We start from the raw sequence: 19125 nt of genomic DNA, 5'->3' as shown, positions 1-19125 counted from the left end.
GTATACCTGTCTCACCTACCGAAAGTATTTGTATGAACCTCCAAGATTGCCCGGAAACATAATAAGGGGCCGCCTTCGATCATCCTTAGATGACCACAGGCAGCCCTTGAAGTTGGAGTGTACCATGTAGTTATGGGTAAATTGAGCATCAACCTTTTGGACGGACCAGCAAAGCGGCGAAGAATGAGAATATAATCGCAGAGGAAATTCCCGCACTCGTCACTTCAAATATCCCTGTAACGACGCCGATCCAGCCGTCCTTCTGAAGCTCGGTCAGCGCACCATGAACCAGCGAGTTGCCAAAACTTGTAATCGGAACAGAGGCTCCTGCACCCGCAAACTTAACAAGCGGCTCATACCAGCCAAAAGCGTCCATGATTGCGCCGATAACAACAAGTGTGCTCATGGTATGAGCCGGTGTAAGCTTGAGCACATCAAACATCAATTGGCCTACAACACAGAACAACCCCCCAATTATAAACGCCCATAGAAAAATCATATCGTTCACCTCCGGTTAAAATATCAATGCCTGCCGTTTAAACCGAATATGACATGCACCAATCCGACCAAAAAAGCCGCCACAACCCCGAATACGACAACTGAACCGGCGAGTTTGAACATCTTGGCACCTATCCCAAGCACCAGCCCTTCGGCCCGGTGTTCAATCGCGGAGGAACACATGGAATTGGCAAATCCGGTAACAGGAACAGCCGATCCGGCTCCCGCCCACTGGGCGATTTTATCGTAGACCCCAAGGCTGGTCAGGATCACGGAAATCAGAATCAGCACGGCAACCGTAGGGTTGCTGGCCTCCTGGGTATTCATATCAAACACCGAAATAAAAAACTGTTGAATAGCCTGTCCAATCAAGCAGATCAGGCCTCCAATCAAAAAAGCCTTTAAGCAGTTGCTCCAAATCCTTCTCGGGGGCTCGTGCTGCTTGGCAAGCTGCTTGTACTCTTCGCTGCTCATGGTGCCGGAAGATGAAGCAGCATTATCTCCTTGCCGGGGCTTCGCAGACAACATGAATTCCTCCTTCTCAAGCGTAGATCACATCTCATTCCCTTTCATTATTTGTAAGCGGGTGGGTTGTTATGATTGGTAAATCATCCATATGCGGAGCTGCAGACAGAAAAAAGCAGCTTCTGGTTATGAAGCTGCTCAAAATCGTCTAAGAATATGATATTCTTTTTCAAAAAAATAAAGCACAATCACAAGCAAAATAAAGAGCAGGAGCACAAGCAGCACCTTTTTCAACTGATCAACCGGCATCCATGTTCCTCCCCGATTCATTCTCCCCTTGCCCTTCTCATCGTATGCTAGCCGGTTGGCAAAGTGCGTGTTCCAAGGGAATAAATCATAAATGGGCACCTCGTTGGACAAGTAACAGCTTTGTAGTTCATACTAATAAATATGAAGAAAGGGGAGATACATAACATGAATCAAGCAACACTCGATTTGTTTCGCACATTGACCGAATTCCCTTCCGCTCCCGGTTTCGAGAGAGATTTGCGCGGCTTCGTGAAAGATCGTTTGTCTGCGTACACGAGTGAATTTGTGCAGGACCGTCTTGGCAGCCTGTTTGGAGTCCTAAGAGGGGATGAACAGGGGCCGAAGGTCATGGTAGCTGGACATATGGATGAAGTAGGCTTTATGGTTACGGGGATCAGCCCGAATGGCATGGTCTCCTTCCAGCCCCTGGGCGGCTGGTGGAGCCAGGCAGTTCTGGCTCAGCGCCTTCAGATTATTACTCCGAAGGGACGGATCGTTGGAGTAGTAGGCTCGATTCCCACCCACCTGCTGGATGAAGCCACCCGCAGCAAACCGGTGGATTTAAAGACCATGTACCTGGACATCGGGGCAGACAGCAAAGAAGAAGCTGAAAGTTTTGGCGTTCGACCAGGGCTGCAGATTGTGCCAATCTGTGAATTTACCCCAATGGCCAATCCTAAGAAAATCATGGCTAAAGCCTGGGATAACCGTTATGGCGTAGGCCTGGCTATTGAGCTTATGGAGGCTCTCCACAAGGAGAAGCTGCCTAACATCCTGTACTCCGGCGCGACCGTACAGGAAGAGCTGGGGCTTCGCGGCGCACGCACTTCGGCGAACCTGATCCAACCGGACATCTTCTTCGGTCTCGATGCAAGTGCGGCGAACGATATGACCGGGGATAAGAAGCAGTTCGGTCAGCTCGGTGAGGGTGCTCTGCTTCGTATACTTGACCCGACCATGCTGACCCATCGCGGGCTGGTCGAATATGTACAGGATACGGCGGATACGCACAAAATCAAATACCAGTATTTTGTATCCCCAGGAGGAACTGACGCCGGTCAGGTTCACTTAAGCGGCATCGGCGTTCCATCAACGGTTATCGGGGTCTGCTCCCGTTATATCCATACTTCTTCGTCCATCCTTCATACCGATGACTACGATGCGGCCAAAGAGCTGCTCATCAAGCTTGTACGCGGTCTGGATCGCACAACGCTGAACACGATCCTTGAACGCAGCTAGTCATTTTGCCGCCTGAACAAGTGAAGACCCGGCCATCTTCTAAGATAGCCGGGTCTTCTTATACACCCAGGGTTCTTCGTATTCTAAGGTTTCAACACAAAAGAATTCACCAGCTGACGGATCACATCGCCTCTGCTGATCACACCAACAATCTTCCGGTTCTCATCCACTACAGGAATCTTCTTGAAATGATGCTTTCCAAGAATTTCAATGGCTCTCTCCAATGGATCTTCCGGTGACACGGTGTACAAATTCTTATGCACCATTACGTGGTTAACTGTGGTTTGAAGTTTACTAATGACTGCAGTGTCCAGAGATTCTGTCTCGGTCTGGATCACATAAGTGAAGAAATCATACACTCGTCCAGTGCTTGGTTTGATGTATCGAATTACATCCCCGTCACTGATCATGCCGAGCAGTTTGCCCGACTCATCAACCACAGGGGCTCCGCCTATCCTCTTCTCTACCAGCTTCTGCAGGAGTTCCCTCAATGTCGTATCACTGGTAACCGTAACTGGGCTTGTAATCATAAAGTCTTTGACCTTCATACATGACCCTCCTATCAGTGTAGATACATGTTTATTATATTATATACCCTCTGTGTAAGCCTGTGCATTGGATCATAATCCCGGTAAGTATGAGTATGTCGCGGCTTTCTTATTCCTCCCCGCAAGGAAATTCATATTGGCGGACGAAGTTATACATAAGAAAGCAGGCAATTTATCGTAAAAGGAGGTTACCCGCATGGCCAAAGCTGATTACATGATGTCCATCCTCTGGATACTTCAGAATCGTACCATCATCACCGCTAAGGAACTGTCCGAGGAGCTCGAGATCAGTATCCGCTCCGTCTATCGGTATGTGGACGCATTATGTGCAAGCGGGGTACCGATCATTGCAGAGTCTGGACATAAGGGCGGCTACCGCCTGATGGAACGTTTTAAGGCGGCACCGTTAGTATTTGATCCTGATGAGCAAAGGACCTTGGCCCAAGCCGCACAGTTCGCACAGGAGGCCGGATATCCTTATCCGGACCACCTAAGCCGCGCGGTGTCCAAGCTCAAGACCTACATTGGACCAGAGCAGCTCGAGACGGTTCTCCTCCATGAAAAGCGCATGGGTGTTATCTTTCCTGAAGATCCTACCGCGCAGGAGCAGCTGCGCCAGCTCGACCACTCTGCTGCTGCAGGCATCACCATTCTAATGGAGTATTTGTCGGGTAAAGAAGCTAAGCCCAAAGAGCGCCGGCTGAATCCGTATGGCATTGTCCAGTGGAAGAACAATTGGTATGTGGTCGGCTACTGCCATGAACGTCAAGCGATCCGGAGCTTCCGCGTTGACCGGATTAAATCGCTCAGACTAACAGATGACACATTCGAGCAGCCCCCTTCTTTCTCCGCCGGAGCATTCTTCATGGACTCCCTTCTCCCAAGTTCTGCGGGGAACCTGCCCTCAGTGACTGTGCGGATTTCCGGACAGGAACAGGCCCTAAATGAGCTGTGCAGACACTGGATGTTCAGCCGTATGCTTGTCCACCGCTCAGATGGTGAGGCCGTCTTCAGCCTACCGGAAGATTCGGTCCGAACTTATGTGCCCTACTTCCTGCTGCCTTATGGCAAAGCAGTCTCTGTCCTGGAACCGCTCGAGCTGAAGCACAAAATGGTGGAAGTCCTCACCAGCTTGCTGGAGCATTACCGCCAATCTCTGGTTGACTGACAATCACTGTCAGTCAATGGACGTTATAGTGAGGGAGTACAGAATCCGTACATGATCTTCAATGACGCAAAGGAGGCAGCTGCCATGGATGAATTAAAGTATGAAATTTATATCGCAGGCTCTTTGGAGGAAGTATGGGGTGCCCTTACCGCCCCGCATCAAGTAGCAAAAATTTATTACGGGAGTGTCATCCACTCCACATTTAAAGAAGGCGATCCACTCGAATACATCGGACCTGGCAAGGATGGAGACCAGACCCTTCATGTCTATGGCACACTCTTGGAGTTCTCTCCGAACAGGGCATTCCGCTATACGCATAAGGTCGGCCCTTCCTATTTAGAGAATCCCAATGCAGACAGCCCAGAATCACGCATTTCCTGGCTGCTGGAGACCGTAGGCGGTTCAACCAAGCTTACTCTAATCCACGATGAGTGGAAACCGGGTGACCCCTCCTATAATGGAAGCAAGAGTGCATGGCCTATGATTATAAGCAACATCAAAACTCTGGTGGAGACGGGACGCACCTTAGACTTCAGCTGACAGGCCCAGTCGCGTGTGGTTCACACGCAATAAAGCTAGCCGCAGGGAAAGCCTCTTTCCACAATAATCACCGGATATCCTGATGTCTTGAGCTCACAAAATAAAAACCCGCAGGGCATAGGAACGCCTTGCGGGTCTTTGTTTATCTAAATTCTAGGTTGCTGGAGTATAGGTTACATTGTAGGTCAGTTCCGTCTTTTTCCCGAAGCTGTTCGTAGCCACGATTTTAAATGTGTTCAGACCTGGCTTGAGTGTGAGACGGGTACTATTGCTGTAAGAAATTTTCTCGTCATTAACATATACGGCGGGACTATAGTCATTCTCATCCTTAACGGACCAAGTCAGCGTGAATGAAGCAGAAGTTGTCGTCTCAGGTGCATACTCAAGCTTAAGATTAGGTGCCGGAGGGTCGAAGGTAATATTCTGGACAACCTGTGTCTCCTGACCAAGCTTGTTGACAGCCTTGACGGTAACCGTATTGGCTCCTTCTTTGAGCTGAACTTCAGTACTGCTGCTGTACGAGATTTTATTATTGTTAACGTAAACAACCGGGAAGCTGTCATTCTCATCAGTCACGGTCCAAGACACCGTAACCCTGCTTTTTGAAGTGGTCTCAGGAATGCTGCCCAGCTTCAACACCGGGCCATTGCTTACAAACTTAATCGTCTTGGTAACCACCGTGGATTTGCCAAGCTTGTTCACAGCCTTAACAACAATGGTGTTGGCTCCTTCTTTCAAGCTTACGGTGCGGCTGTTGCTGTACGAGATCTTTTCGTCATTAACATAGACCTGAGGGAATGAATCATTCTGGTCGGATACCGTCCAGCTGACCGTTACGGAATTCTTATTGGTGGTTTCCGGCAGGTCGCTTACCTTCAGTACCGGACCATTCGTCTGAAAGACAACATGCTTGGTGACCACAGCGGACTTTCCGAATCTATTCTCCGCTCTGACTGTAATGGTGTTGTCACCTTCTTTTAAATTTACAGTGGAGTTGCTGCCGTACGAAATTTTTTGGTCATTTACATAAATGACCGGATTCGGGTCATTCTCATCCTTCACCGTCCAGCCCACCGTCACACTCGACTTATCCGTAGACTCCGGAATACCTGTAACAGCTAAGCTAGGGGCGCCTTTTTCAAACTTGACCTGCTTGGTTACCGTCTGAGTCTTTCCACCAGGGAGTCTCGCGGATACGGTATACGTATAGGTCCCTTCCTCTTTCAGCTGAATAGCAACCCGGAATTTGCCTTGAACAACTTCAGCTTCCTTGTTATTAATAGACACACTTGCCCCTTTGGTAACATCGCCGGTGATGTAGAAGGTTGGGGTTGAAGTCGTCTCAGGAGCCTCCACATTTAGGCTCATCGAAGTCTGGCTTTCACTGGATGCGCTCTTAAGCACACGGTAGAGCAGCGAAGCAGCTTCCGCGCGGGTTACCGCCTTGTCCGGCTTGATCGTAAAATCCTCGTAGCCGGTCATCAGCTTTTTCTCAACGGCCAATGCCAGATATGTCCGCAAATTCGGTGAGACCTCATCCGAGTCTGAGTACCGTTCAAGGATATCCGCGTCTTTGAGGTCATCCGGCTGATAACCCAGGGTTTTTACCAGAGCTACAGCCACATCTTCCCGGGTGGCTTTGCCGGTCGGGTCGAAGAACGCTCTGCCATTGGGTGGATAATAACCGGTCAAGAAATCCTTGGAAGCTTCCACTGCGGCGAACGACCAGCGTGTCTTGGACACATCTCTATAGGTTTGTGTATCATCCGAAGGAATATCCAGGTAAAAGGCCAGGGTAATCAACTGAGCGAACTGCTCCCGGGTCACCGGGGATTCCGGTTTGAACGTCCGGTCTTCAAAGCCTTTCACCACACCAAGGCTAACCAGACTATCAATCGCATCTTTGGCCCAATAGGTTCCTTTTACATCGGTAAAAGACACGGTTTGTTCCGCGGCCGCAAAACCGGGGACTGACAGAAATACCGTGAGCAGAAGGGCCGAACACTTAACGATCCACTTTTTCATATGACTCTCCCTTGTTATGCAAATTTGACTAGAGAAGGTTGAATCTAGTACTCGATGAGCGATCTACCAAGCCATTCAGCCTATTCTCCTATCTGGGTACATTTTACTATGCATTTCGTAATTTGGCGATATGTGGAAGTGGGGAATCTTTGAAGATTTCTATGAAACTATATTCAGAGCATACGTCCTAAATTTTAAGGTCCTATATGTCGATATTTAACTAGCCGGGAAACAACAGCGCTTAAGTAGACTGGCATCAGTACACACATCAGGAGGGAATTTCAGACATGTCAATCAAAAAAGGAATGTCCGCACTGCTGGCTTTCACAATCCTGGCATCCGTTCAGCCTTGGACGCCTGCTCCGTCAGCACACGCCGAAGGGGCCACCGATCCTGCACCTTTCATCACTGGTAAGCAGGACCAGGCTTTTTCAGGGAAAAAGATTCTGTTCGACAATGCGCATGCCAACACATCAGGCAATGCAGATCCTGTCATTGACGGAGCGTTCTCGGATTTTGCCAACTCGCTTGTGAATCACGGGTTTTATGTCAAGGAGCTGAGAAAGTCGACTCCGATTACGAAGGAGGACCTCGCAGGTTTTGACGTATTTATCACTGCCAGCGCCAACAATCCTTTTACGAGTGATGAGCAGCAGGTAATCACGGATTATGTTGCTCAAGATGGTGGGGCGGTCTTCTTTATCTCCGATAACTACAATTCCGACCAGAACCAGAACCGCTGGGACCCCTCCGAGGTCTATAATGGCTACCGCCGGGGTGCATGGACTGATCCCACGCTCGGAATGGGTGCGGAAGAGAAGAATGCTGTTGCTAATGTGGGCTCTAACGATTGGCTCAGTAGTAATTTCGGGGTGCGTTTCCGTTATAACGCCATTGACCATGCGGCGGATGAAGCCACACCTTTGACCGCAAATAACATTGTGGCACCGGATCAATCCCTTGGCGTTACAGCGGGAGTCAGCAAGGTTGCCATCCACGGAGGAAGCACCCTTGCAATTACTGATCCAACCAAAGCGAAGGGAATTGTTTATCTGCCCCCACTGACCGGCGCCAACAAGTGGCCGGGAGCAGTAGATCAAGGTATATATAACGATGGTGGCTTCTTCGAGGGCGCCTATGCCGCTATTGCGAAGATAGGAAAAGGCAAGGCCGCTTTTCTCGGGGATATGTCCGTTGCTGAAGACAGCACACCAAAGTATCTGCGGGAGGATACCGGTGAATTTAAATCCGTCACCGACGGATTTCATGAATATGACGACCAGACTCTGCTCAGCAACCTGGTAAAATGGCTGGCCGTACAGGAACCGGCCACGTCCTTAGGGGAGTACATGGGAATGGGGCTGGATCCTCAAACTCAGCTGCTGAGCAGTGAGGAACCTTCGTTATCTACCGAACCGCAAGCAGAACCGACTGCTGTTCCCGCACCCGGCTACAAATGGTACGATACGTCCACATATAAGCCTGGCGCGTTTGGCGGAGCTGCTGTGCAGCAGCCGGCATCCAGCGAGAAATCTTTCACGGCCTTCGCCTGGGACGGTAACACCGGTACGATTGATGAAGCGAATAAGACAATTGAGGTCGTGTTCCCATATGGCACGGACATGACTCAGAACAAACTGGTCACCTTCCAGGTCACCCCGGGAGCTGCCGTCCTGTACGATGGCAGAACTTTCATGACCAGCGGCAGCTCCTTCCTGCCTCCGTCCGTGGCCCCGGCTAGTCTGGTAGTAAAAGCTGAGGATGGTTCTACGGTGTCTTATACGCTGAAGGTGAACATCTCCGCTCCAGTTGAGCTGATTATGTCACCAGCCTCAGTAACGCTGACTGTGGGCACTGCCCAGCAGATCAAGCTGCAGTTGAAATCTGGCAGCAGCAACGAGGATATCACCGGCCAGGCTGTTTGGGCTTCAGAGAATAACTCTATAGCCACTGTAGACCACGGGAAAGTAACTGGCGTATCCGCCGGAACCACAAAGGTGTCCGCCACCTACCAGGGCATCACTCAGAAGATCGATGTTACGGTTAACAACCCGGTTGTCACTACAGATCCGGGAACAGGCGGCGGGTCTGGCGGCACATCAGGTGGCGGTGGAGAAACTTCCAGCGGAGGCGGCTCATCTAGTGTTCCTGCCCCTCCTGTACAAACCATACCTACCACACCCTCCGTGCCTGCAACGCCTAGCCAGCCGGGTCCGGTTGTAACCACCCCGGATTCTTCTGGGGCAGGAGACATTTTCAACCCGGTCCTGGTTAAGGCGGACAGCAATTTGGTTGACAGCATTAAGTCTAAAGTAGAGGAAGCAAAGGCTTCAGCTGTGAAGGCAGCACTCTCTGATATAAGCGGACATTGGGCCGAGAAGACCATCGATACTTTTGCAAAATTAAAGACGGTCAACGGGTATGCGGATGGGGCCTTCCACCCGGACATGCAAATGACCCGCGCCGAATTTGCGGTAATTCTGTCCAGAGCCTTCAACATCACGGGCACGGGCGACGGAAAGAAGTTAAACCTGACCGATGTTGAAACCCACTGGGCCAAGAGTGCAATTGATCAACTCACCCAAGCCGGGGTACTAAACGGATATGGTGACGGTACCTTTAAACCAAATAAGGCGATCAGCCGCGAGGAAATGGTTGTTATTTTGACACGCTTGGTCAAGATGGAAAAGCTGCCTAAGGACCAGTCCAAAGGAACGTTTACGGATATCTCCTCTTCCTATGCCAAGGACCAGATCCAATCTGCTGCCCAGGCGGGTGTGATAAGCGGTATCAGCAAGACCAAGTTCGATCCAAAGTCAACTGCCACACGCGCAGAGGCTTTGACGGCTATCCTGAATACGTTGAATCTGAATCCGCAGATCAAAACACTGCTGGAGAGCTTAGGGAAATAAAATAATATCCCTTAGAATACCAAAACAGCCGGTCATTAATTGACTGGCTGTTTGTATTTTCCGCTGCCCGCAGCGATCTAACCGTGATTGCAGGCAAACACGTTACAGCGGAAGCTCAATCGATACTTCGCGTTTCAAATCCGCCGACCGCAGAACCCCGTCAATGATCGCCTGCTGGATCAGAATCTCTTCCCCTGGAATCGGGGCAGGTCTGCCATCTCTTACCGCTTCCGCAAAATCACGAATCTTCTCAAAGAACGGATCAATCTGGTGTTCAATCAAAGGCACTTCTGTAGAGGTATGGCCGCCGAAATCGTCATGATAAAGGGTCATTGAGCCCACTTTACCGTCCCACACACCGGACCAAGGGCCGCTTCCAAAAGGCTGCACCTTCAGTCCAGCATTCGTTCCAAGAAACATCGTGGCACCGAGCGTATCCATGTGCATAGCCCAGGATATTTTGAACTGGAGGATAAGATCATTCTCAAACCGGATCATTGCAGCCCCGAAATCCTCAACTTCAAACCTGCTAGCCTCATGGTGATAAAGCGGATTGCGCCCAAAGTGATTGGATGTGCTGGCATAGACAGAAACGGGCCGGGGATATCCCAGTGTATTAAGCGCCATATCCAGCGAATAGCAGCCGATATCTGCCATCGCCCCAGCTCCCGCCAGCTCCTTGCTGATAAATGTGCCGCCCGGCATCCCTCTGCGGCGGCCGCCGCCTGTCTCTACATAATACACATCGCCTAATCTTCCACTCTGCACAATTTCCTTCAGCTTCTTCATATTCGGATCGTATCTCGGCTGGAAGCCTATGGACAGCCACTTTCCTGTCTCTTTAGATACCTTGACCATATCCACCGCTTCATCAAGCCTGACCGACATCGGCTTCTCCAGCAGCACGTAGTTGCCTGCACGCAGGGCATCCACAGTTGTCTGGTGATGGGAAGCGTTCGGCGTACAGATGCTGACCGCATCCAAGTCCATCTTAAGCAGTTCCGCATGCCCGTCAAAAGCAGCCGTTCCTACTAATTCATGCTGTTCCACAAATTGCTGGGCACGCCCAGGAAGTATGTCAGCCACGCCGACAAGATCGACAAAGGGAAGCTTGCGGTAAGCTGCGGCATGGACGCCCGCAATGCCTCCACTTCCGATAATACCTATTCTAACCCGATCCATATCAAATCTCCTTTTTAAGTTGTGGGCCCGGGCTGGTGGCAAGGGACTGCTGGCGCCTTCTATATGCCGCGGGAGTTAGACCGTACTTCTTCTTGAATACCGGATATAAATAATTTACATTGGCATAACCATGTGCCAGGGCAATCGCTTCAATCGGCTTGTCATTGGTCGCCAGATCCGAGCAGATCCGGGTCATCCGGACCTCTTCCAACTCCTCCCGGAATGTTGCCTCTCCCTCTTTGACAAAGATGCGCTGAAGCTGGCGGGGACTGACCCCCGCAGACATGGCTACCTCTTCCAGCGTAATCGGCCGCGAGGCATTATCCTCCATATACTGCCTGGCCTGTCGGTAACGGTGGGCCGACATGTCCCGCTCAGGGATGGACACGGTCTGTTCCTCAGGTGCGAAGGCACGTACCGCTCTTAGCAGCATCTGGATAATAGCCTGCTTAAGCGAGGTATAGAAACCTACCCTCTGTTCATCATAGATCCGGTAAGCATCCAGGAAGCAGGCCATCGCGTTATAACGGTCTGCGACAGGCACAGCTGAGGAGGAGTCCAGAATGCGGATGCACTCCTCGGCTTCAGACATTTCTATGCCGTCCCCCCACTCCGTAGACTTGCCCGGTTCCTCCGGCAGGGGCGTAATATCACAATGAAGACAGAACTCATACATCGGGTCTGACTCATCGGACCACTGTTCATGAGCAACACCGGGACCTGTAATATAGAACATGCCTGCCTTAAGATCATACTCCCGGTGCTCGAACGCCACCTTCCCCCGGCCTTGTGGAATGAAATGAAGCTCATATTCCGAATGCTGATGAAATGGGACTACCTGTCCCGGAAGAAAGGCTGTCAGATGGCAGCGCAGCACCCGGATTCCATAACCGCCCCACCGAACCTGCAGGTCCAGACGGTCCAGCACATCCCACCGTTGATTTGTACGAAGCCGGGTGAATAGATCAGGCTGTCTAACCTGCTCCCGATCTTTATGCATAAACCGTCTCTCCCTTCCATTGTTATAGCTGTAATTTATCCCTTCAATTCGTTAATGCGGACAGCCCGGTGTTCCTGGGCTGAGAGATTAGCGGCTTCCATAAGCGACGTTAAATCTCTTGCAATTTCAAGATTAAGGTTAAGTTCCTTACCCTCTTGGATGTGTGTAATCCACTGGTCAAATGCGATAGGAAGCCGATCTCCTGCTTCCACCTCATCCCAGCCGCTGCCTTCGCTGCTGCTAACCAGTATCTTCTCCTGCGGCAGGCCGAACAGCAGGGAACCCTCTGTACCGTGAATTTCCACCGAGAATGGAGAACGGGCGTTCACGAATCCAGCCTCCACAATTCCTACAGCACCGCTGCCATAGCCGAGTATAACCACGGCGTTGTCTTCAACTTCCTTGCCTGTCACGTATCCAAACACCGCACTTACCTGCTCCGGCATACCCAGGAATAAGCGAACCAGGTACATCGGGTGACATCCGAGATCGATCATGGCCCCTCCGCCGCACTGTTCCTTCGAATAAAAGTGAGCAGGCAGCCACCCCGCGATTGCCCCATTATGGGACAGACGGACACGGGCCTCTGTGAGTTTCCCGAGACGTCCGCTGTCCAGCACCTCCTGAATAGCCAGCGTATAGGCCTCATACAGACGCGGCAGGGATACCGCCATTCTGACACCGGCTTTCGCAACTTCGTTCATAATTTCGTTCACTTCCTGAAGCGTTGGGGCAATGACCTTTTCCGTGAAAATATGCTTGCCTGCCCGGGCCGCCTTCACCATCACCTCATGATGCAGATTCGTCGGCGCATCCACTACGACGGCATCAATATCTTCCCGCTGCAGCAGTTCATCCAAATCCGCAATAAACGGCACACCATATTGGGCGGCCTTCTGCTCACCGCGTACCGGGTCCTCATCCCAGATAGCCGCGAGCTCCGAATGCGGGTTATCAAGCACCTGCTGGGTATATTCTTCAGCATGCACATGCCAGTAGCTGATTTTTCCAATGCGAATCATAGGTTCACTCTCCTATACAATTTTACGACACGGGTTTAAGTTATCACAGTAAAACATATAAATATATGCACTGTAACGCCAAAAAAACTATAAATTCACGACATCCAAGATTGGTCCGTCTGATTACTAGCAGTCCTAGGTGTCGTCTAATTGTAGTCCCTCATGCCGCATCTTTGAAATAGGCAGCGCCTTTCGCCCGTGGTACATTGACAGGGAACGCCGAACCTGGCGAAAACCACACAATGGAGGTCCACATCCTATGACACGTAAATACCGGATTGGCATTATTGGCTGCGGTGGTATTGCCAATGGAAAGCATCTCCCCAGCCTGGCCAAGCTGCCAAACGTGGAGATTGCCGCATTTTGCGACTTAATCCCTGAACGTGCGGAGCAGGCACAGAGCAAGTATGGCAGTGATGACGCCAAGACGTACACTGACTATCGCGAGCTTTTGAGCGATTCATCCATAGAGATTGTACATGTGTGTACACCAAATGATTCGCATGCAGACATCTCCATTGCCGCACTTGAAGCGGGCAAGCATGTGATGTGTGAGAAACCGATGGCCAAGACCGCTGCGGATGCCAAGCGGATGCTTGATGCCGCAGAACGCACAGGCAAGAAACTGACCATTGGATATAACAACAGGTTCCGCCCCGACAGCCTTCATCTGAAGCAGATTTGCGAAGCTGGCGAGCTTGGGGACATTTATTATGCCAAGGCTCATGCGATCCGCAGAAGAGCTGTACCAACCTGGGGCGTATTCCTCGACGAAGAGAAGCAGGGTGGAGGCCCGCTGATTGATATCGGAACCCACGCCCTTGATCTGACCCTCTGGATGCTGGATAACTACTCCCCGAAGATGGTGCTCGGCACGGCATACCACAAGCTCTCCCAGCGCGAGAACGCTGCCAACGCCTGGGGACCATGGGACCCGGCCGCCTTCACAGTAGAAGACTCCGCATTCGGAATGATTGTGATGGAGAACGGGGCCACCATTATGCTGGAGTCCAGCTGGGCACTGAACAGCCTTGAAGTGGACGAAGCCAAATGTACATTAAGCGGGACCGAGGGCGGCGCGGATATGAAGGATGGCCTCCGCATCAACGGCGAGAGCCATGGGCGCTTGTATGTCAGCGAGATTGACCTCAAGTCAGGCGGTGTTGCCTTCTATTCCGGCGCATCGGAAGATGCTCCTGACGTGGAAATGAGAATGTGGCTGGAAGCGATCGAGCAGGATAAGGAGCCAGTGGTTACCCCTAAACAGGCTTACGTTGTCTCGCAAATTCTTGAAGCCATCTATGAGTCTGCCAAAACAGGGCAGGCCGTCTATCTGTCCGGGCGCTGATTCCAGCAATAGGCGCCAGAACCCTGGATTACCCGAATCTGCCCATATATAAGAAAGACCGTTCGCCCAGGCAAATGCCTAGGTGAACGGTCTTTTAAAATATAAATAGACCCTCTGATTTCTCCACAGAGCGGGGTATCCGCTAACGGTCTATCCTCTATACTTCTCCAGCTTTTTGCTCAGCGCCTGCGTATTAACATATACCTGACGGTACAAATCAAACAGCTCCTCGTAAACTTGAACACGCTCCTTATTCGGGGATGTGACACCCGCCCGCCGGACAAAAGCATCGGCACAGTCCTCCAGCGAGGCATACCATCCCAGTCCACAGGCAGCCAGCATCGCCGCGCCCAGAGCGGGACCCTGCTCACTCTCCAGCCGGATCACCCCAGCATTGAAGATGTCCGCCTGAATCTGGAGCCACGCTTCATTTCTTGCGCCGCCGCCTATCGAAATGACACTCTCCACCTGCTGCCCCGATTCTCTGAGAATGCGAATGGACTCGGCCAGGGAAAAGGTAATTCCTTCAACCACAGCCTTAACCAGATGATCACGGGTATGTCTGGAATCAAGCCCAATGAAGCTGCCGCGAATGGACGCGTCTCCATGAGGTGTACGCTCTCCGGGCAAGTAAGGCGTGAACAGCAGCCCTCCAGCTCCAGGTGGAATTTCATCTAGAGCCTCAAGCAATTCATCAAAAGAGCTCTGCGGCGCAAAGGTGTCTCTAAACCAAGTCAGGCTGTTCCCCGCCGCCAGGGTAACCCCCATGGCATAGAAGGCATCCGCCCGGCCGTGGTTGAAGAAATGCAGCCTGCCGCCGTAATCCGCATCAGGGTTATCCTCATAAGAGAGGATAACTCCGGAGGTACCGATGCTGCACAGCGTATCCCCCGGCCTAAGAGCGCCTGCCCCAATCGCTCCACATGCGTTGTCCGCGCCTCCGGCGAACACTTTAACCAGGCTGGTTAGCCCGGCAGCCGCAGCGATTTCCGGCAGCAATGTGCCCGTGCCAGCGTCAGATGGAACAAGCGGTGGGCAGAGCTCTGGCGAAATGCCAAAGGCCGACAAAATTTCCGGGCTCCACGCCTTGGCTGGAACATTCAGCATTAAGGTTCCTGCCGCGTCCGAATAATCCATGGCGATTTGGCCGGTAAGGCGGAACCTCAAATAATCCTTAGGCAGCAGGAATACCGCAGCTTGCCGGAACAGCTCCGGCTCATGCTCGCGTACCCAGAGCAGCTTCGGCAGGGTGAACCCCTCCAGAGCCGGATTTCTGGCATATTTGAGAAGATCTTCGCCCAGTTTGGCTTCAATTTCACGGCATTGCGCCGTTGTGCGGGTATCGTTCCAGAGTATCGCATGGCGGAGAACCCGGTGCTGCTTATCCAGCAGGACGAGGCCGTGCATTTGCCCGGAGAAGCTCATCCCGGTCACAGCTTCCGGGTCTAAGCCGGAAGCCTCGATCAATCTGCCTAGGGCTTTTATTGTCATGTTGATCCAAAGTTCCGGGTCCTGTTCGCTGTACCCGGATCTCAATTGAATTAATGGGTACGCTTCTGCGGCTTCACCGCATATGCTCCCCTTTTGGTCTACCAACAAGGCCTTAACCGAGCTGGTCCCGAGGTCAATCCCTATTACATACTCCATCCGATAACCTCCTTACTGTTACAGAAGACAAATTCCAAGGCCTTTCCCTTATCCGGGAATTAGAGATCACCGAGGATATATTGATTGAATACCGAACGGATCAGCTCCAGACGGCCGGATTTGTTACGAACAGGATTATTTTGCAAAGCATGGGCCTCAAGAGATTTCAGAGTCGCCCGGCCGGATACGATCTCCTGTCCAATTCCCTCCTTAAAGCTTGCATATCTTTCATCCAAAATGTTCTCAAACACACGGTCCTCTATCATCTTATAGGCAACTTTAAGCCCTTTCGCATACGCGTCCATTCCAGCAATATGGGCATAGAACAGGTCTTCCGGCTCAAAGGACCCGCGGCGCACCTTTGCATCAAAATTCACTCCGCCCCGGCCCAGGCCGCCGTTCTTAAGCACCTCAACCATTGTGAGTGTAGTCGTGTACAGATCTTGCGGGAATTCATCAGTGTCCCATCCAAGCAGCATATCCCCCTGGTTCGCGTCCAGTGACCCAAGAACCCCGTTGATCCGGGCAACCCTGAGCTCGTGCTCGAACGTATGGCCTGCAAGTGTGGCGTGATTCGCTTCAAGGTTGAGCTTGAAGTGATCCTTCAGACCGTACTTGTGCAGAAAAGCCAGCGTGGTCGCGGCATCGAAATCGTACTGGTGCTTGGTCGGCTCCTTCGGCTTCGGCTCAATCAGGAACTGGGCGTCAAAGCCGATTTCCTTCGCATAGTCTATCGCCATATGGTAGAGGCGGGCCAGATTGTCCAGCTCAAACTCCATATCCGTATTCAGCAGTGTCTCATATCCTTCACGTCCACCCCAGAAGACATAGTTCTCCGCCCCAAGCTCCTTGCCCACTTCAAGTCCCTTCTTAACCTGGGCCGCGGCATAAGCGTACACCTCAGCATTGCTTGTGGTGCCGGCGCCATGCGTGAACCGCGGATGGGTGAACATATTGGCAGTATTCCACAACAGCTTGGTGTCACTGGTCTTCATGTATTCCTTAATCATATCTACAATAACATCCAGATTCCTGTTCGTCTCCTGCAGGGTCTCCCCTTCCGGAGCAATATCCCGGTCATGGAAGCAGAAGAACGGTACCTTCAACTTGCTGTAAAATTCAAACGAAGCCTCAACCCGAGCCTTGGCCAGATCCAGGCCGGAGTATGTATCCCATCCGCGGATAGCTGTGCCCGAACCGAAAGGATCAGTTCCATTTGCCGTAAAGGTATGCCAGTATGCAACTGCAAACCGAAGATGCTCTTCCATCGTCTTGCCGCCAAGCTGTTCCTTGGCATTATAATACTTAAAAGCAAATGGATTCGTTGATGATTGCCCTTCGTAAGCGATTTCATGAACATTTGAAAAATAACTCATTGTTCAGCCTCCCTAAACCCATAATGTTGTTCATGCCACTATAATACTCCTGTCTACTTAGTTTGTCTATTGGATAAACTAAGTTATTGATTATTTTTATTGTCCGTTCTACACTGGGTACAATGAACGTATTTCAGCAATTGAGGTGTATCCATGCAGCAGCTTACTGGCGACCAGTCCCTGGTCAAACAAATCAACAGCTCCATTGTGCTTGATCTTGTCCGTACCTATTCTCCGATCTCACGTGCAGAGGTGTCGGTGAAATCAGGTCTGAATAAAGGAACCGTCTCCAACCTTGTGAATCAGCTTATTGAGAGTGGCCTGGTGCGGGAGCTTGGACAAGGAGAATCAAGCGGCGGAAGAAAGCCCGTGCTTCTGGAATTCAATCAGCAGGCCGGATACGCCATCGGCGTGGATGTCCGCGTGGACATGGTGTCTCTGGTCCTCTGCGATCTTCACGGCAATGTGGTCGACCAGGCCGAACATACCTTTGATTCGAGAGCTCCTGAACATGTATATCAGGTGCTTGCAGGTGCGGTGAGACACTTCATCCATACCGCCCCGAAGAGTCATTATGGCATAGTAGGGATTGGGGCAGGAGTTCCCGGAATTGTGGACGGTGAAGGGAACGTCTTGTTCGCGCCTAACCTGGAGTGGCGGGATGTGCCGCTCGGCCGCTGGCTGCGGGAGGAGTTCTTGCTTCCTGTTGCCATTGACAACGAAGCGAACGCCGGAGCTTTAGGAGAACGGCAGTACGGTGCCGGGCAGGACAGCAATCATTTGGTCTACTTAAGCGTCAGCCATGGCATCGGTACAGGGATTGTCATAGGCGAGGGAATTTATAAAGGGGCCTATGGCTATTCCGGGGAGGCTGGACACACCACTATTGAGGTAGACGGCAAGCTGTGCAGCTGTGGAAATTATGGCTGCTGGGAGCTGTATGCTTCCGAGCGGGCGCTCATGGAGGAGGCAGGCCGGTCTGGCAGCTTGATGCAGGCGTTCCCTCCCGGCAAAATTACTGCCGAAGGAAGCAGGAGTGCGATGCGGCTTGAGCACCTTATTCAGCTTGCCGAAGGCGGTAATCCCGAGGCCGAGACTCTGCTGAAGAACAACGGGCGTTATCTGGGCATCGGAATTGCCAATCTAATCAATATATTTAATCCGGAACTGATTATCATCGGGAACCGGATCGCCCTTGCCGAAGCTTGGATTGCTGATGAAATTAAAAACACTGTCCAAGCCCGGGCTCTCCCCTTCCACAAGGACAAGGTCCGCATTGAATTTTCCCATCTGAGCATGGGAGCCGTGATGCTTGGGGCAGCCTCCATGGCACTCAACCATTTCTTCGATAAAATGAGGGTGTCTGTCGAGAAGGTACATCGGTAGCAGCAGACAGAGTCAAATCCAATCTCATTAGCGAATCAAACTCCATTAATTGGTTATGTTAATAGTAAGTATCGATAAAAGGGGCTGATATGGATGAGTACGTTATATGAGAAGTTTGGCGGTGAGGAGAGCATTGCGAAGGTCGTTGACTATTTCTACGATCTGGTTATGGCAGATGAGACGGTAAACAAGTTTTTTGAACATACCGATATGAAAAAACAGCGTGCGCATCAAACCAAGTTTATCAGTTACGCTTTAGGCGGCCCGAACCAATATACCGGTGGTGCCATGTCCAAGGTTCATACAGGCATGAATTTGCAGCCTGTCCATTTCGATGCCATTGTCAAACATCTCCGCGAAGCCCTGCTGCATTTTGGGATCAGTGAAGCGGATGCCGGACAGGCGCTTGAGAAGGTTGAAGCTCTGCGTGGGGACATTATTTATAAGTGATGGTGGCTCA

General features: G+C 51.4%; 16 protein-coding genes. 7 read left to right on the top strand and 9 right to left on the bottom strand.

The window, feature by feature from the left end; translation table 11 throughout:
* Positions 1–148 precede the first annotated feature (148 nt).
* Both spoVAE and spoVAC read right to left on the bottom strand, forming a co-directional pair.
* Positions 149–499: a stage V sporulation protein AE gene (gene spoVAE / locus BN6628_RS07635; protein WP_068616135.1), complete on the bottom strand. Its 351-nt coding sequence runs from the start codon at positions 497–499 to the stop codon at positions 149–151.
* Positions 500–522: 23 nt separating this feature from the next.
* A complete protein-coding gene (gene spoVAC / locus BN6628_RS07630) occupies positions 523–1026 on the bottom strand; it encodes a stage V sporulation protein AC (RefSeq protein WP_082926837.1) in 504 nt (167 codons plus the stop codon).
* Between the two features lie 411 nt (positions 1027–1437).
* Between spoVAC and BN6628_RS07625 the strand changes: the two genes are divergently transcribed.
* A complete protein-coding gene (locus BN6628_RS07625) occupies positions 1438–2511 on the top strand; it encodes a M42 family metallopeptidase (RefSeq protein WP_068616134.1) in 1074 nt (357 codons plus the stop codon).
* A gap of 83 nt (positions 2512–2594) precedes the next feature.
* On the opposite strand, the gene BN6628_RS07620 is transcribed toward BN6628_RS07625, so the two are convergent.
* Positions 2595–3059, bottom strand: a complete 465-nt coding sequence (locus tag BN6628_RS07620) for a CBS domain-containing protein (RefSeq protein ID WP_068616131.1) — start codon at positions 3057–3059, stop codon at positions 2595–2597.
* Between the two features lie 196 nt (positions 3060–3255).
* Here BN6628_RS07620 and BN6628_RS07615 point away from each other — a divergent pair, with 196 nt between their 5' ends.
* Together BN6628_RS07615 and BN6628_RS07610 are read left to right on the top strand one after the other, a co-directional pair.
* Entirely contained in the window at positions 3256–4227 is a 972-nt protein-coding gene (locus tag BN6628_RS07615) for a helix-turn-helix transcriptional regulator (protein WP_068616130.1), read from the top strand.
* An 84-nt stretch (positions 4228–4311) separates the two neighbouring features.
* Positions 4312–4767: an SRPBCC domain-containing protein gene (locus BN6628_RS07610; protein WP_068616128.1), complete on the top strand. Its 456-nt coding sequence runs from the start codon at positions 4312–4314 to the stop codon at positions 4765–4767.
* Between the two features lie 153 nt (positions 4768–4920).
* On the opposite strand, the gene BN6628_RS07605 is transcribed toward BN6628_RS07610, so the two are convergent.
* Positions 4921–6792, bottom strand: a complete 1872-nt coding sequence (locus BN6628_RS07605; RefSeq protein WP_068616126.1) for an S-layer homology domain-containing protein — start codon at positions 6790–6792, stop codon at positions 4921–4923.
* 287 nt (positions 6793–7079) lie between these two features.
* On the opposite strand from BN6628_RS07605, the gene BN6628_RS07600 reads away from it, so the two are divergent.
* Positions 7080–9704, top strand: coding sequence for an S-layer homology domain-containing protein (locus BN6628_RS07600; RefSeq protein ID WP_068616123.1), 2625 nt, complete (start codon positions 7080–7082; stop codon positions 9702–9704).
* 102 nt (positions 9705–9806) lie between these two features.
* On the opposite strand, the gene BN6628_RS07595 is transcribed toward BN6628_RS07600, so the two are convergent.
* From BN6628_RS07595 to BN6628_RS07585, 3 genes are read right to left on the bottom strand one after another with little or no spacing between them, the layout of a single operon-like run.
* Positions 9807–10886: a Gfo/Idh/MocA family protein gene (locus BN6628_RS07595; protein WP_068616121.1), complete on the bottom strand. Its 1080-nt coding sequence runs from the start codon at positions 10884–10886 to the stop codon at positions 9807–9809.
* 1 nt (position 10887) lies between these two features.
* Positions 10888–11886 carry an AraC family transcriptional regulator gene (locus BN6628_RS07590; protein ID WP_068616119.1) on the bottom strand — a complete coding sequence of 333 codons (999 nt, stop codon included), beginning with the start codon at positions 11884–11886 and terminating at the stop codon, positions 10888–10890.
* Between the two features lie 35 nt (positions 11887–11921).
* Entirely contained in the window at positions 11922–12908 is a 987-nt protein-coding gene (locus BN6628_RS07585; protein WP_068616117.1) for a Gfo/Idh/MocA family protein, read from the bottom strand.
* 259 nt (positions 12909–13167) lie between these two features.
* Here BN6628_RS07585 and BN6628_RS07580 point away from each other — a divergent pair, with 259 nt between their 5' ends.
* Positions 13168–14256: a Gfo/Idh/MocA family protein gene (locus BN6628_RS07580; RefSeq protein ID WP_068616114.1), complete on the top strand. Its 1089-nt coding sequence runs from the start codon at positions 13168–13170 to the stop codon at positions 14254–14256.
* A gap of 150 nt (positions 14257–14406) precedes the next feature.
* Here the strand turns inward: BN6628_RS07580 and xylB are convergent, their stop codons facing one another.
* Positions 14407–15903, bottom strand: a complete 1497-nt coding sequence (xylB, locus tag BN6628_RS07575; RefSeq protein WP_068616112.1) for a xylulokinase — start codon at positions 15901–15903, stop codon at positions 14407–14409.
* Between the two features lie 59 nt (positions 15904–15962).
* A complete protein-coding gene (gene xylA, locus BN6628_RS07570) occupies positions 15963–17279 on the bottom strand; it encodes a xylose isomerase (protein WP_068616110.1) in 1317 nt (438 codons plus the stop codon).
* A gap of 153 nt (positions 17280–17432) precedes the next feature.
* Here xylA and BN6628_RS07565 point away from each other — a divergent pair, with 153 nt between their 5' ends.
* Both BN6628_RS07565 and BN6628_RS07560 read left to right on the top strand, forming a co-directional pair.
* Positions 17433–18665 carry an ROK family transcriptional regulator gene (locus BN6628_RS07565; RefSeq protein ID WP_068616108.1) on the top strand — a complete coding sequence of 411 codons (1233 nt, stop codon included), beginning with the start codon at positions 17433–17435 and terminating at the stop codon, positions 18663–18665.
* A gap of 93 nt (positions 18666–18758) precedes the next feature.
* On the top strand, positions 18759–19115 hold the full coding sequence (locus BN6628_RS07560; protein ID WP_068616106.1) for a group I truncated hemoglobin: 357 nt from the start codon (positions 18759–18761) through the stop codon (positions 19113–19115).
* Positions 19116–19125 lie beyond the last annotated feature (10 nt).

Origin of the sequence: Paenibacillus tuaregi, from assembly GCF_900086655.1 — a bacterium.
Lineage (GTDB): Bacteria > Bacillota > Bacilli > Paenibacillales > Paenibacillaceae > Fontibacillus > Fontibacillus tuaregi.
The sequence above is the reverse complement of the archived record's forward strand: the minus strand, read 5'-3'. Positions and strand labels throughout refer to the sequence as shown.